Origin of the sequence: Streptomyces sp. NPDC089919, assembly GCF_040684615.1 — a bacterium.
Taxonomy (GTDB): Bacteria; Actinomycetota; Actinomycetes; order Streptomycetales; family Streptomycetaceae; genus Streptomyces.
The window spans coordinates 1-14,616 of record NZ_JBFBGK010000037.1 but is presented as its reverse complement, the minus strand read 5'-3'; the positions used below and the strand labels follow the sequence as shown (position 1 = coordinate 14,616).

At 73.6% G+C, this 14,616-nt stretch carries 8 protein-coding genes; 7 read left to right on the top strand and 1 reads right to left on the bottom strand.

Going from position 1 to position 14,616, the window contains the following annotated elements; translation table 11 throughout:
• Positions 1-21: 21 nt before the first annotated feature.
• The gene (locus AB0O40_RS17195; protein ID WP_365041571.1) at positions 22-1,440 is read left to right on the top strand and encodes a cation:dicarboxylase symporter family transporter; all 1,419 of its coding nucleotides are present in this window, start codon (positions 22-24) and stop codon (positions 1,438-1,440) included.
• An 82-nt stretch (positions 1,441-1,522) separates the two neighbouring features.
• Here the strand turns inward: AB0O40_RS17195 and AB0O40_RS17190 are convergent, their stop codons facing one another.
• Positions 1,523-4,228 (bottom strand): SpoIIE family protein phosphatase, encoded by a 2,706-nt coding sequence (locus tag AB0O40_RS17190; protein WP_365041569.1) that lies wholly within the window; start codon positions 4,226-4,228, stop codon positions 1,523-1,525.
• A gap of 565 nt (positions 4,229-4,793) precedes the next feature.
• On the opposite strand from AB0O40_RS17190, the gene AB0O40_RS17185 reads away from it, so the two are divergent.
• From AB0O40_RS17185 to AB0O40_RS17160, 6 genes are all read left to right on the top strand, one after another.
• Positions 4,794-6,521: a hypothetical protein gene (locus AB0O40_RS17185; protein WP_365041566.1), complete on the top strand. Its 1,728-nt coding sequence runs from the start codon at positions 4,794-4,796 to the stop codon at positions 6,519-6,521.
• Positions 6,522-6,919: 398 nt separating this feature from the next.
• Positions 6,920-8,188, top strand: coding sequence for an AMP-binding protein (locus AB0O40_RS17180; RefSeq protein WP_365041563.1), 1,269 nt, complete (start codon positions 6,920-6,922; stop codon positions 8,186-8,188).
• A complete protein-coding gene (locus AB0O40_RS17175; RefSeq protein WP_365041560.1) occupies positions 8,185-9,579 on the top strand; it encodes an MFS transporter in 1,395 nt (464 codons plus the stop codon). Before AB0O40_RS17180 ends, AB0O40_RS17175 begins: the two co-directional genes overlap by 4 nt.
• Positions 9,579-10,715, top strand: a complete 1,137-nt coding sequence (locus AB0O40_RS17170) for a GNAT family N-acetyltransferase (protein WP_365041558.1) — start codon at positions 9,579-9,581, stop codon at positions 10,713-10,715. Before AB0O40_RS17175 ends, AB0O40_RS17170 begins: the two co-directional genes overlap by 1 nt.
• Positions 10,712-11,884 carry an acyl-protein synthase gene (locus AB0O40_RS17165; protein WP_365041555.1) on the top strand — a complete coding sequence of 391 codons (1,173 nt, stop codon included), beginning with the start codon at positions 10,712-10,714 and terminating at the stop codon, positions 11,882-11,884. The genes AB0O40_RS17170 and AB0O40_RS17165 overlap by 4 nt, the downstream gene beginning before the upstream one ends.
• Positions 11,881-14,409: an acyl-CoA reductase gene (locus tag AB0O40_RS17160; RefSeq protein WP_365041552.1), complete on the top strand. Its 2,529-nt coding sequence runs from the start codon at positions 11,881-11,883 to the stop codon at positions 14,407-14,409. Before AB0O40_RS17165 ends, AB0O40_RS17160 begins: the two co-directional genes overlap by 4 nt.
• Positions 14,410-14,616: the final 207 nt, after the last annotated feature.

Sequence of the window (14,616 nt, the reverse complement as noted above, 5' to 3'; positions counted from 1 at the left end):
GACGCGACCGAAGGAGTCACCGTGGCCGTCGAGCGGGAGACCACTGAAACCACCGGGCCGGCCAAGGCCCGGAAGGACCGGACCCACTACCTGTACCTGGCCGTGATCGTCGCGGTGGTGCTGGGCATCACGGTCGGGCTCGCCGCCCCCGGCGTGGCGGTCGAGCTGAAGCCGATCGGGACGGGCTTCGTGAGCCTGATCAAGATGATGATCTCGCCGATCATCTTCTGCACGATCGTGCTGGGGGTCGGCTCGGTCCGCAAGGCCGCCAAGGTCGGGGCCGTGGGCGGGCTGGCGCTGGGCTACTTCCTGGTCATGTCGACGGTGGCGCTGGCCATCGGCCTGCTGGTGGGCAACCTCCTGGAGCCGGGCAGCGGACTGCACCTGACGGAGGCGGTCCGCAGCGCCGGCGAGGCACAGGCGAAGACCGGCGGGGCGGAGACGACCCAGGACTTCCTGCTGGGCATCATCCCGACCACCCTGGTGTCCGCCTTCACCAGCGGCGAGGTGCTGCAGACACTGCTGGTGGCGCTGCTGTGCGGATTCGCGATCCAGGCCATGGGACGTACCGGCGAACCCCTGCTGCGCGGGATCGGACACGTGCAGAAGCTGGTCTTCCGGGTGCTCTCGATGATCATGTGGCTGGCTCCGGTGGGCGCCTTCGGCGCCATGGCGGCCGTGGTCGGCGCGACCGGCCTGGACGCCCTCAAGTCCCTCGCCATCCTCATGATCGGCTTCTACACGACCTGTGCGCTCTTCGTGTTCCTGGTGCTGGGCACCCTGCTGCGGACGGTCGCGGGCATCAGCATCTTCAGCCTGCTGAGGTACCTGGGGCGCGAGCTGCTGCTGATCCTGTCCACCTCCTCCTCCGAATCGGCCCTGCCGCGGCTGATCGCGAAGATGGAACACCTCGGCGTCTCCAAGCCGGTGGCCGGCATCACCGTCCCGACCGGCTACTCCTTCAACCTGGACGGCACGGCCATCTACCTGACCATGGCCTCCCTGTTCGTGGCCGAGGCCATGGGCACCCCGCTGAAGCTGGGCGAACAGATCTCGCTGCTCGCCTTCATGGTCATCGCCTCCAAGGGCGCGGCCGGCGTCACCGGCGCGGGCATGGCCACCCTGGCGGGCGGACTCCAGTCGCACCGGCCGGAGTTGGTCGACGGTGTCGGCCTGATCGTCGGCATCGACCGCTTCATGAGCGAGGCCCGGGCCCTGACGAACTTCGCGGGCAACGCCGTGGCGACCGTACTGATCGGTACCTGGACCAAGGAGTTCGACCGGGTCAAGGCGGCCGAAGTCCTCGGCGGCCGGCTGCCCTTCGACGAGACCACGCTCCAGGACGACGGGCACGGCGAGCCTCAGCGGACGACAGCCGGCCCCGAACTCCCGCCCACCGGGGCCGGACCCGCCCCCGAACCGGTCCGGGTGCCTTCCTGACCCGCGGCCGTCCGGCGCCCCGGCCCCGCTCCCCCGCGGGCCGGGGCGCCGCGCCGCACGGTCTACAACTCGGGGCAGGTACCTACAGGTCGGGGAAGGCCGAGAGGTCCGGTTCGGCGTCGTCCGCGGCGCCCTCCGCGTCGGGCGGGGCCAGCAGGGCCCAGATCACCTTGCCCTCGCGGGTGTAGCGGGTGCCCCAGCGGCTGCTCATCCGCGCGACCAGGAACAGGCCGCGGCCTCCCTCGTCGGTGGTGGCGGCGTAGCGCAGGTGCGGTGCCGTGCTGCTGCCGTCCCACACCTCGCAGGTCAGGCCCTGGTCGTTCAGCAGCCGGACCCGTACCGGGGCGCTGCCGTAGCGCAGCGCGTTGGTGATCAGCTCGCTGAGGATCAGCTCCGCCGGGAAGACCAGCTCCGGCAGCCCCCAGGCCTCCAGCCGGCGCACCGCGTCGTTGCGGATCTCCCCGACGGCGCTCAGCTCGTCGGGCACCTCCCATTCGGCGACCCGGTCCGGACCCAGGGTCCGGGTGCGGGCGACGAGCAGGGCCACGTCGTCGTCGGGCTTGTCGGGCAGGACGGTGTCGAGGACGGCGCGGCAGCTCTCCTCCGGCTCGCGGCCGGGGTGGCCCAGCGCCGTGCGCAGCAGTTCCAGGCCGTCGCCGATGTCCCGGCTGCGCCGCTCGATCAGCCCGTCCGTGTAGAGGACGAGCTGGCTGCCCTCGGCGAGGGTCAGTTCAGCGCTGTCGAAGGGCATGCCGCCCAGACCGAGCGGGGGCCCGGCGGGCAGTTCCACGATCTCCGCAGTGCCGTCGGGCGCCACCACCAGGGGCGGCAGGTGTCCGGCGCGCGCCATGGTGCAGCGCCGCGAGACCGGGTCGTAGACGGCGTACAGGCAGGTGGCGCCCAGCATCGCCGCCTGGCTGCGGTCGCCGTCCCCGTCCGCGCCGCTGCCGTCGCGCTCGTGGTCGATCCGCTCCACCAGGTCGTCCAGGCGGGCCAGGATCTCGTCCGGGGGCAGGTCGAGGGAGGCGAAGTTGTGGACGGCGGTGCGCAGCCGGCCCATCGTGGCGGCGGCGTGCAGCCCGTGTCCGACCACGTCGCCCACCACGAGGGCGACCCGGCTGCCGGAGAGCGGGATGACGTCGAACCAGTCCCCGCCGACCCCGGACTGGGCCGGGAGGTAGAAGTGCGCCACGTCCACCGCGCTCTGCTCGGGCAGCGCCCGCGGCAGCAGGCTGTGCTGGAGCGTGACGGCCAGGGTGTGCTCGCGGGTGTAGCGGCGGGCGTTGTCCATGCTGACGGCGGCCCGGGCGACCAGTTCGACGGCCAGTGACCGGTCGTCCTCGTCGAAGGGCGCCGGCTCCTCCGAGCGCCAGAAGTTCACGACGCCCAGGACGGCGCCCCGGGCGGTCAGCGGGGCCGCGATCAGGGAGTGGATGCCGTACTCGACGATGGCGGCGGCCCGCGGCGGGTCCTGGGCGTGCCAACCGGGCGCCGCGGTCAGATCGGGCACCAGCTCCGCCTCTCCGGAGCCGTACCCGCGGGCCTGGGGAGTGGAGGGCAGGAAGTCGATCAGGCGGCCGCGGGGGTAGAACGGCGGCGAGGGGCGGATGCCGCCGACCGCGGTGCGCCGCATGTCGTCCTCCGGCCCGGGCTCACCGCCGTCGAGCACCGGATCGGCCAGGTCGACGGTGACGAAGTCGGCGAAGCGGGGGACCACCACGGCGGCCAGCTCCTCGGCGGTGCGCACCACGTCCAGGGTGGTGCCGATCTCGCCGCCCGCGTCGTAGAGCAGCTTCAGGCGCTTGCGGGCCGACTCCGCCCGGCCGTTGAGGACCTGCATCTCCGTCGAGTCGCGGATGGTGACGGCGACGCTGCCGTCGGCCCGGCCGCCGGGGCTGGTGGGCCGCTGGTTGACGACGAGCAGCCGGTCGCCGGTCTCCAGCACCTCGTCGGTGGCGGTCCGGCCGGACAGCATCAGGTCGGCCATCCGCCGGTCCAGACCGGGCACGTCGGCGATGTGGTGGCCGTCGGCGTCCTCGGGGAGGCCGAGCAGGCGTTTGGCCTCGTCGTTGGCGAGCACCAGCCGGTGCTCGCCGTCGGTGATGAGCACCCCTTCGCGCACGGAGTGCAGCACCGCGTCATGGTGCTCGTACATCCGGGTCATCTCCTGCGGCCCGAGGCCGTGGGTCTGGCGGCGCAGCCGGCGGCTGATGAGGGCCGCGCCGGCGGTGGCCACGGCCAGCCCGGACACCGTCGCCAGCAGGAAGACCGGGAACTGCCGGTTCACCAGACTCGCCATGCTCCCCACCGTCAGCCCGGCCGAGACCAGGGCCACGACCTTGCCGTCCACCGCGGTGACGGGGACGACGGCCTGGATCTCCTCCCCGAGGGGCCCGTGGGCGCTCTCGGTGTACGTCCGCCCGGCGAGGGACGGCCCGATCGTGCCGACGAACCGCTGCCCGATGCGGTCCGGCCACGGATGGGTGTAGCGGATGCCCTCTGTGTCCATGACCACGATGAAGTCGACCCCGGCGTCCTTGCGGGTCTTCTCCGCGAGTGGCTGGAGGATCGCGGTCGGGTCGGGTGCCCTCAGCGCCGCCTGGAGGCCCAGGGAGTGGGCGAAGGTCTGCGCCACGGCCACCGACCGGTTGCGCGCCTCCCGCTCGACGTCGTGCCGGGACTGGAGGACCAGCGCCAGCAGCGCGCCGCCCACGAGCAGCACCACGATCGCCAGCTGGAGCACGAAGACCTGCCGGGCGACGCTGCGGCCGCCCAGGGGGGACCGCACCGACGAGCCCGGCCCGGGTCGGCCGTTAAGGATCACGAACCAGTTCTAACACCGCACGGCTCCGGCGGCTCGGCGGTGCCCGCCCACCGCCCCTCCGGGACCGGGTGGGGCGCGCCGGGCCGACGACCTTTGGAGCGGCTGGTCCTCCGCCTGGCGGACGGGTGCTGCGTCCGGCCTGGTGGGGCGGGTCCCCGGGCCGGCGCCCGGGCCGCACCCCGGCCGGCGTTCGAGGGGGCGGCGGTGAACTCGGGGCGGCCGCCGTCATCTCGAAGGCGTAGCGCGCGCCCGGTCCGAGGACCGGACGGAGCGGGCCGCTCCCGCCGTTCGGCTGATTCTTCCCCGGCGGCCGGCTGCCAGGCTCCTTCCATTGGTCCGGGCGGGTCGCCCCGGGCGCCGTGTCCGGCTCGGGTACGGCGGGCCCCGGCACGCGCAACCCGTCCCCAGCGCATCGATCGTGAAGGGGAGAGTGATGGTGAAATCGAGCGGGCGGCACCGTCGGGTGAAGAGTGCCGCGGAGAACCCGGGCAGGAAGCGTGCCCTGTCGGCGGTGGCCACCGTGGCCGCCGTGACCGGTGGCATCCAACTGGCCGGGGCGGCGTCGAGTTGGGCCACGCCCACGCCCTATCCGGGCGGGGCGCATGTGCCGGCCGGAGCGGACGGGCGGGTGCACTACTACTTCGACAACGCGATCAGCGCCCAGGCGCGGGAGGCGTTCAACAAGGGGGTCAGCCAGTGGACGTGGGCCGATGGGACGCCCATATTCGTCGAGGGCACCCAGGAGGACTCCACGGAGCGGGTCCACTACGTCGGAACCGGGAACTCCAACGGCGGTACGAGCGGCCTGATCAACCTCGGCGCGACCTTCCGCGGGCCCGGGCCCTGGCAGTCCTATGCGGTCGGCACGGACATGCAGACCGGACAGCAGGTCTACGGGCAGATCGTCAGCGGCGGGGTACCCAACACGTACGTCGAGAAGACCACCGGCGAGATCGTTCCCATGCGGGTCCTCAAGACCGCGGAGGAGTACGCCGACTGGCACTGGGGCACCAAGGCCGTGCACGAGGCGGCACACGAGCAGGGGCATGCCGGCGGACAGGAACATCCGAAGTGGCCGGCAGCCAACGACGTCATGGCGGGCGCCCCGGAGTCGCACACCGAGCACCTCCCCCACGGCCTTGCGGAGGTGACCGGGCCCTCGGAGGCCGAACTGGAGTTGATGCGTCGGACCTACCCCCAGCCACAGGGCGGGGCCGGTAGCAGCGGGCAGGGGTCCAGCGCGCAGTCGTCCCAGGGGGCCACCGCCGCGTCGCCCCAGACACCTCCGAGGGCTGAGGGATCGCAGTGGCCCCAGGGACCGCAGTCGACCCAGTCGTCACAGAGCACCCTGGGCGCGCAGGGAACTCAGGGGTCGGCGCAGCACTGGTCGTTCACCGACGGGACCCGGCTGACCGCCGGCTGGGAGCGGCGCGGCAACGACTTCACCAACCCGAGGACCGGTCAGGTCCTGCGCATGAGTGAGACCGGGTACGAGCAGGTCAAGCCGCCGGGTTCCACGGAACCCGCGGATTCCGGCAGTGCGGGGAGTTCCGGCGGATCGGGGAGTACCGGTGCGTCCGGGAGTTCCTGGAACTCCGCGGGGGCAGCGGAGTCCGGGGGTGCCGCGAGCTCCGGGAGCGAGCAGCGCTCCTACTCCCTGTCCGACGGGAACCGGCGGCTCAACAGCTGGCTGGGCAACTACGACCGGCTCGACGACACCACCTTCCGGAACCGGGACACCGGGGAGACCCTGCACCAGAGTGCGGACGGCAGCTGGACCGGCGTCACCGAGTCGGACGGCGGGCGGGCCAAGCGCGAGACCGGGTCCGACCCGGCCGACGACGAGCAGGCCCGAACCGAGGCCGATCAGACCGCCGCCGAGACCGGGCAGCCGTCCGCCGAAGGTGCCGAGGCAGACAACGAGCCGGCTCCGGCCGAGGAGCCCGCGGCCGACGCCGAGCTCGAGCAGGCCCCGGCCGAGGCAACGCCCGTCGAGGAGAGGCCCGCCGAGGAGCCCTCGGCCGAAGCGACGGCCGAGTACCAGGACTCCGCACCCGCAGAGCCCGAGTACCAGGAGTCCGAGCCGGCTCAGGAGTACCAGGAGCCGGAGCCGACGCCGGAGTACCAGGAGTCGGAGCCGGCTCAGGAGTACCAGGAGCCGGTCCAGGACGAGGTCGCGGTGGCCGATGACGCTCCCGCCGACGGGTACGTCGACGACTCCGGCGCCGACTTCGCGGGCGACGAGGCGTCCGCGTGACCGGATGCCCGGAATCCGAGATCTCCAGCACACCGGAAATCCGTCGGAACTTCAGCCCTCACGGCCGTGCCCACAAGGACGATGACGGCTTTTCAATTCCCCTGCGGAAAGCCCACAGAGGTGGTTTCCGACGGCCTTGAGAACTCCCTCCACCTCCGCAAGAATGGCGCACGCGACCTGCCTTTCGAAGGCGTATGCGCCAATCAAGAGATGAATCCATCAAGCGATTCAGCCACTTCCCCATCGATTCACCTATGGGTGTAGTCGAATCCTTGACGGGCCACCGGGCCGGCGCGCAGGAAGCGCGACGCCGGACGGAAGGCCGGGTGCCACCCCCGTGGGCGTCGCCCGGCCTTCCGGCCGTCCGCCCGTACCCGTCAAGCCCGAGGTGAAGACGCATGCCCGTTCAACGGCTCTCCGATCTGGTGCAGTTCGCCCGCACGCACTCCCCCTACTACGCCGAGCTCTACGCGGACCTGCCAGCCGAGGTGAACGACCTCGCCGACCTGCCCGTGGTGGACCACCAGGCCTTCTGGGCCGCCAACACCCTGCACGACAACCGGGTCCTGACGGCACCGCTGGCCGAAGGCGTGGTGTTCAAGACCGGCGGGACCACCGGCACCCCTCGCTTCTCCTGCTACACCCGGGAGGAGTGGCGCGAGTTCGTCACGGCCTTCGGCGCCGGTCTCGTGGACGCGGGCCTGGAGCCCGGACACCGGGTGGTCGACCTCTTCTACGCCGGCGAGCTGTACGCGAGCTTCCTCTTCGTCCTGGACGCCCTCGCGCACGCTCCGGTGGCCAACGTACGCCTGCCGATGGGCGGCGGGGCGCCGTTGGAGTCGACGGTGTCCGCCGTCCAGGACTTCACGGCCGACGTCCTCGCCGGTACGCCGACCACGCTGTGCCGGCTCGCCGAGCACCTGGCGACCCAGGACCGCGCGCTCCCCCGGATCAAGCTGCTGTTCTTCGGGGGCGAGGCCCTGTACGCCGACCAGCGCCGCCTGCTGGCGCGGGCCTTCCCGAACGCCGTCCCGCGGTCGCTCGGGTACGCCAGCGTGGACGGCGGCCTGCTCGGCCGGCCCGTCGCGGGCCCGGACACCCGCACCCACCGGCCGTTCACCCCGCACACCGTCGTCGAGATCCTGGACGAGACCACCGGCGAACCTCTCCGCGAGCCGGGCCGCCCCGGCCGGGTCGTCGTCACCCAGCTCTTCCGCACCCTGATGCCCGTCATCCGCTACCCCGCGGGCGACCGGGCCGAGTGGACGGAGACCGAAGGCGGGCCGTTCCGCATCCTGGGCCGCACCGAGGAGGGCGCCCGCATCGGGCCCGTCACGGTGTACTGGGACGACGCCACGAACGCGGTCGCGGCGGCGGACGCCGACGGGCTCGTCACGGGCACCCAGCTGGTCGTCCGCCGCTGGGCGGGCCGGGACGGCCTGGTGCTGCGCCTGGCGACGGGCCCCGGGCACGGTCCGGACGTGCTCGACGCCCTCACCCGGTCCGTGGTCGCCGCGCTGAACGCCGCCCGGCCCTTCTACCCCGAGAACGCCGACGCCGGGCACATCCACCCGCTGGTCGTCGAGTGGACCCGGCACCGCGACCTCGTCGTCAACGACCGCTCCGGCAAGCTCGTCCGCGTGCTCGACGAGCGGCCGACGGCGTGAGCGCCGCGGCGGCGGTTCCCGACCGCCGGCGCCCGCTGGTCCTGCGCAACCACGACTTCGGGAAGGCCTGGGCGAGCCAGGTGCTCACCCAGGCCGGCGCCCGGATGTTCCAGGTGGGCGCCTCCTGGCAGCTCGTCGGGCACGCGGCCGGGGGCGACGGGAGCCTGTCCGCCGGGCTGCTCATGGCCGTCAGCACCGTGCCCGCCGTGGCCCTGGCCCCGCTCATCGCCCGGGCCGTGGCCCGCAGTTCGCCGCGCTCGCTGCTGCGCGCGGCGGCCGCCGGCGCCACGGCCACGGCGGCGCTCCTCACCGTCTGGGCCGCCACCGGCGACCTGCCGCTCGGCGCCCTCTACGCGGCCGCCCTGGCGCTGACGACCTGCCAGGCCTTCTTCGACCCCTGCCTGACGACCTCGGTGCCCGTGCTCGTCGACGACGCGGACGTCGAGGCCGCCACCGGCTTCGAACTCTCCACCCAGTCCCTCGCCGGTCTGGGCGGCGCCCTGCTCGGCGCCCTCGTCGTGGACCTCGCGGGCCTGGCCGGCCTCGCCGCCGTCTGCATGACCGCCTACGGCACGGCCGCCACGCTCCTGACGACCGTCCGCTTCCGCACCACCGCGGCGGACGGCCCGGCGGCGGACGGGCTCGACGCCGGAGCCCGGCGGACCCTGCGCCAGACCCTGGCCGCGCTGCCCCGGGTACGCGCCATCCTGCTCTGCTTCGCCGCGGCGAACCTCTTCACCACCGCCGTCTTCGTCGTGATGCCGCTGTACACCGCCACGGTCCTGCACGGCGACGGCGCCACCGTCTCCCTCCTGGAGGCCTCCCTCGGGGCGGGCACCCTCGTCGGCTCCTTCACCGGTGCCCGGGTGCTCGGCCGGCCCACGGTGGCGGGCGCCGCCTGTCTGGGCGTCATGGGCGCGGCGCTCGCCCTGCCCGGCTTCGTCGCCGCGCTGCCCGCCATCGCGGGCGCGCTGCTGGTGACCGGCTGGTGCGTCGGTGCGATCGGCGTGCGTTTCGTCGCCCTCTTCCAACGCCTGGTCCCGGCCGCCGACAAACCCGCCTTCTTCGCCGTGATGCAGGCCGTCCTCGGCGCGACCTTCCCGGTCGCCTCCCTGCTCTTCGGCCTGCTCGGCGACCACCTCAGCGCCCGGACCCTGTGCCTGATCCAGGCGGCGGGCCTGGCACCCGCCGCCCTCGCCCTCTTCCTGCTGCCCGTCGGCTCCCGCCGAGCCCGCGGCGGGACCGCACCCGCGCCCACCGGCCCCGCGCCCGTCACCGAGCCGCCGGAGGTCCCCGCCCCCGCGGCCCAGCCCTCGTCCCACCCCGCCGCGGAGCCCGCTCACCTGCCCGGCGCCGAGCCCGGGTACTTCCCCACCGCCGGAAGGCCCTGATGACCACTCCGATCGAAGAGGCGCGGCTCGGTGACATCGCCGAGCTGCGCCAGCTCTACTACGCCGTCTACGGGACGCGTTACCCCAGCGCGCTGGGCACCGACCCCGCCGAGATGGCCCGGCTCATCCGCGACCCGCACACTCGCTGGCTCGTCGCCCGCTGCCCGCGCACCGGCGTGCTGGTCGGCTCCGCCGCGGTGCACGGCGAGGCCGGCACCCGCATCGGCCGCCTGGAAGGGCTCGCCGTCCACCCGGAGCAGCGCGGCTCCGGCCTGGCCGGCCGGCTGACCGAGGCGCTGTGCGCCGCCACGCTGGACGCCGGTACCACCGACTCCGTGTACGCCACCGTGCGGACCGTCAGCGCCGGACCGCAGCGGGTCGTCGCCCGGCACGGATTCCGGCCGCTGGGCATCCTGCCCAACGCCGTCGACCTCGGCAGCCGGGAAAGCCTCGCGCTGTACGCCCGCCACGCGCCGGGGGTGCTGGAGCGCCGGGTCCCCGTCACCGAGGTACCCGGCTTCCTCGTCCCGCTGCTGCGCACGACCGGTGCGAGCCTGGGCATCGGCTACGAGGCCGCCCGGGCGACGGCTCCGCCACCGCCCCCGGAGACGCCCGAGGGGCCGCCCCTCGAACTGATCGAGGCACCCGCCTTCGTACGCCGCCGCTTCCAGGCCCGGTTCCCCGACGGCGGCGGCTGGTTCTACCCGCTGCACGCGCCGAACGTGCTCCTCTCCCCCACCGACGGCGCCTTCGAGGTCTACGCCTACCTCAACCACACCGGCGGCTACTGCGCGTTGGTCACCGCCCACCCCGAACCGGCGGCGGCCAAGGGATGCCTGGAGCAGGTCACCAAGGCCCTCGGCCGGGCCGGCGCCGGCTACGTCGAAGCCCTGGTGCCCCTCGGCCACCACGCCGCGCTGGCTGCCTTCGCCGCCCAGGGCTTCGTCGCCGGCGCCGTCTACCCGGCCATGCGCCGGGAGGCGGACGGCTTCCACGACTACGTGGTCATGTCCCGCGCCGCCGAGCACGTCGACTTCCGCAGCCTGGTCGTGGAGCCGCCGCTGCAACCCTTCCTCGATTCCTACGTGTCGGCCTGGGCGTCGGCACACCTGCCCGCACCGGAGCCCGCCCCATGACCAGCAGCAACCCCCACCTCGCCCCGGTCGACGTCCCCGACGCCGCCGCCCTCGCCCGGCTCCAGCAGCTGTGCGACCTCACCGACCCCTATGCGTCGGGTCCCGCCCAGGAGGAGCTGTTCGTCGCGGCCATGGCCGAGACGAACGCCTGGCACCGCCGGCGGTCGCCGTTCTTCCGCGACCTCCAGGACGCCGCCCGCCGGGACGGCACCCTCGCCGACACCCCGTACCAAGCACCGCCCGTGCACGCGAACTTCTTCAAACGCCACACGGCCCTGTCCATCCCCGAGGACCAGGTCCACCTGCACCTGACCTCTTCCGGCACCACCGGCCAGAAGTCCCAGATGTTCTTCGACGCCTGGACCATCCGGGCCGCCCAGCGCATGGTCGCCCGGATCTTCGACCACCACGGCTGGATCACCCCCGACCAGCCGGTCAACTACCTGCTGTACAGCTACGAGCCCGCGCCGGACCTCAAGCTGGGCACCTCGTTCACCGACAACTACCTGTGCGACTTCGCCCCGGCCCGGCAGGTCGCGTACGCCCTGCGCAACACCGGCAACGGGCACGAGTTCGACGTCTTCGGCGCGGTCGCCGCCCTCCAGCGGTACGCCGAGGAGGGCCTGCCGGTCCGCATCCTCGGCTTCCCCGCCTTCCTCTGGTTCACCCTGGAACGCATACGGGCCATGGGCCTGCCGCCCCTGACCCTGCCCGAGGGCTCACTGATCATCCTGGGCGGCGGCTGGAAGGGGTACGCGGACCGCCGGATCGGCAAGCACGAGCTGTACGGCCGCGTCACCGAGCAACTGGGCCTGCCCGACGACCGGATCCGCGACACCTTCGGGTCCGTGGAGCACTGCGTGCCGTACGTCGAGTGCGCCCGCCACCGCCTCCACGCACCGGTCTGGTCACGGGTGTTCGTCCGCTCCACCCGCACCCTGGCACCCCTCCCGTACGGCGAGCCCGGCTACCTGCACCTGGTGTCGCCGTACATCACCTCCGTACCGGCGCAGAGCGTCCTCATGGGCGACCTCGCCTCCCTCCACCCCGGGGAGGAGTGCGGCTGCGGCCTGGCCACCCCGTGGTTCACCGTCCACGGCCGCGCCGGAGTCAGCCGCAACCGCAGCTGCGCCGTGGCCGCCGCCGAACTGATGAAGGGCCTGTCATGACCGCCACCGCCGAACACCACTACTGGCAGGGCGCGTTCATCGCCGACGAGGAGGCGGCCCGGCGACTCGCCGAGCTGCCCGCCACGGTCGAGGCCGTGCTGGCCGAATCCTTGGACACCGAGACCGTGCTGGCCGCCTGCGACTCCCTGGCCCGCGCCCTGCGAGACCCGGCCGGCCCCGTCCGGGACCGGCTGGACCCGCACCTGCCCGCCGACGGCGGGCCGGAACTCTACGCCGAACTGGCCGACTTCCTCGACCGGGGCGCCCTCACCCGCAAGCTCCGCCGCGAGCTGGGCGGCGCCACCCCGCAGCGGCTGGAGCGCCCCGACGCCCGGGAAACGGTCTTCGAGGCCTGGGCGCCGGTGGGACTGGTCGCCCACATCGCCCCCGGCAACGCACCCGCCGTCGCCCCGCTCAGCCTCCTCGAAGGGCTGCTCACCGGCAACGTCAACATCCTCAAGACCAGCAGCGACGACACCGCGTTCGGCGCCCACCTGCTCGCCGAACTCGCCGCGCAGGACCCGACCGGCGCCCTGGCCCGGCGCATCATCGTGCTCCGCTTCCCCTCCGCCCGGCAGGAGTGGCTGCGCCTGATGTGCGCCCCCGCCGACGCGGTTGCCGTCTGGGGCGGCGAGTCGGCCGTGGCCGGGGTCGCCGCACACGTCCCGGACGGCTGCCGGCTCGTCGCCTGGGGGCACAAGATCTCCTTCGGGTACCTGACCCGGGACGCCTGGTCCGACGCGGCGGTCCTCGAAGCCCTGGCCCACGACATCTGCGTGCTGGAGCAACAGGCCTGCTCGAACCCGCAGGTGGTCTACCTGGACACCGAGGAAACCGGCGAACTCCACGCCTTCTGCGACCGGTTGGCCGCCGCCCTGGCCGCCCGCCCGGCACCCGCGGCGCAGGATCTCGACCCGGCTGAGTACGCCGAACTCACCACCACCGAACACCTCGCCCGACTCGAGGAACACCTCGGCCTCACCCGGGTCCTCGCCGCCCCGGACCGCAGCTGGCGGGTCATCGCCGACATCCGTCCCGCCCTCACCGCCTCCCCGCTGCACCGCACCGTCTGGGTCAAGCCGCTCCCCCGCCACCGCCTGATGGCGACGCTGCGCCCGATGCGCCGCTACCTCCAGACGGCCGGCCTGGCCGCCGGCCGCACCGACACCGCCGAGCTGGCCGCGCTGGTGCTGGCCGCCGGCGCGACCCGCGTCACGCCCCTCGGGGGCATGACCGAGGGCTACGCCGGGGAGCCCCACGACGGGGTCTACGCCCTCCAGCGCTACAGCCGCCGGGTGGCCGTCCGGGCCGACGACCGCTTCGCCACCACCGCCTGCCTCGACGACCTCGGCCAGCCGCCGGCCGTCCCCCGCCCCACCGGTCCGCTCCTCGACAAGGCCGCCGTCCAGGAGCTCAACGCGGGCGTCGACCGGCGCGACGCCGAGCTGTACTTCCGCAGCGGCGGCAGCACCGGCACCCCCGCCCTGTCGCTCTTCACGTACGAGGACTACGACACGCAGATGCGGGCCGCCGCCCGGGGCCTGCTCGCGGCCGGCTACGACCCCGCGCAGGACCGCACCGCCAACCTCTTCTACAGCGGCGGCATGTACGGCGGCTTCATCAGCTTCTTCTCCGTGCTGGAACGGCTGGGCGGCGTGCAGTTGCCGATCGCAGCCGGCCCCGACCACCGGGCCGTGGCCGAGATCATCGTCGCCCACGAGGTGGACACCCTCTTCGGAATGCCCTCCTACCTCTGGCAGTTGCTGCACGCCGAGGCCGACCTGCTGCGCTCCTACGGCGGACTCCGCAAGGTCTACTACGGCGGCGAGCACTTCACCGAGCGGCAACGGCGCACCCTCACCGAGACGTTCGGCATCGAGGTGGTGCACTCCGTCACCTACGGCAGCACCGACCTGGGCCCGCTCGGCTACCAGTGCGCCCACAGCACCGGCGGCGTCCACCACCTGCACGCCGACCTGCACACCCTGGAGATCGTCGAGACCGGGGCGGACCGTCCGGTCGAGCCGGGCGCCACCGGGCGGCTCGTCTTCACCACCCGGGCCCGCCGCGGCCAGCGCCTCGACCGGTACGTCATCGGCGACCTGGGCCGCACCCTGCCGGGCCGCTGCCCCTGCGGCAGTCACGCCCCGCGCTTCGAACTCCTGGGCCGGCTCGGCGAGGTGATGCGGGTGGCGACGTACTTCGTCAACCAGCGTCGCCTGGTCGCCATCGCACAGGAACACCTCGACTACCGCGGCGAGATGCAGGCCGTCCTGACCAGCGGACCCGAACGCGAAGCGCTCACCGTCCTGTTGGAGCGGTCCCACGCACCCGACCCGGCCGCGGCCCGCGGGGCCTTCCTCGCCGCCTACCCGGAAGTGCGCTCGGCGGTCGAGGAGAAGCTGCTGGACTTCACCGTCGAGGCGGTCGACGGCTCCGCGATGCTCCGCACGGCCACCAGCGGCAAACTGCCCGCGGTCGTGGACCGCCGGCGCGGCCGGCGTGCCCCCGACCTGACCGCCTGAGCCCTGCCGCCGCACCGCGAGGAGCCCGCATCCAGGGGCAACTGCCCAGTGGAGGGCCCCCGGGGCCCGGAGCGGTGCGGGGGCGACCGTCAGGGAGCCCGCGCAGGGCAGGCGGCAGTGGCTGGTCCAGCGCAGCCGAAACCCACGGCTGGTCCTCCGCGCCCACGAGGCTAGGGTCCCGGGGCGTGGGGATGGGCTTGCTGCTCC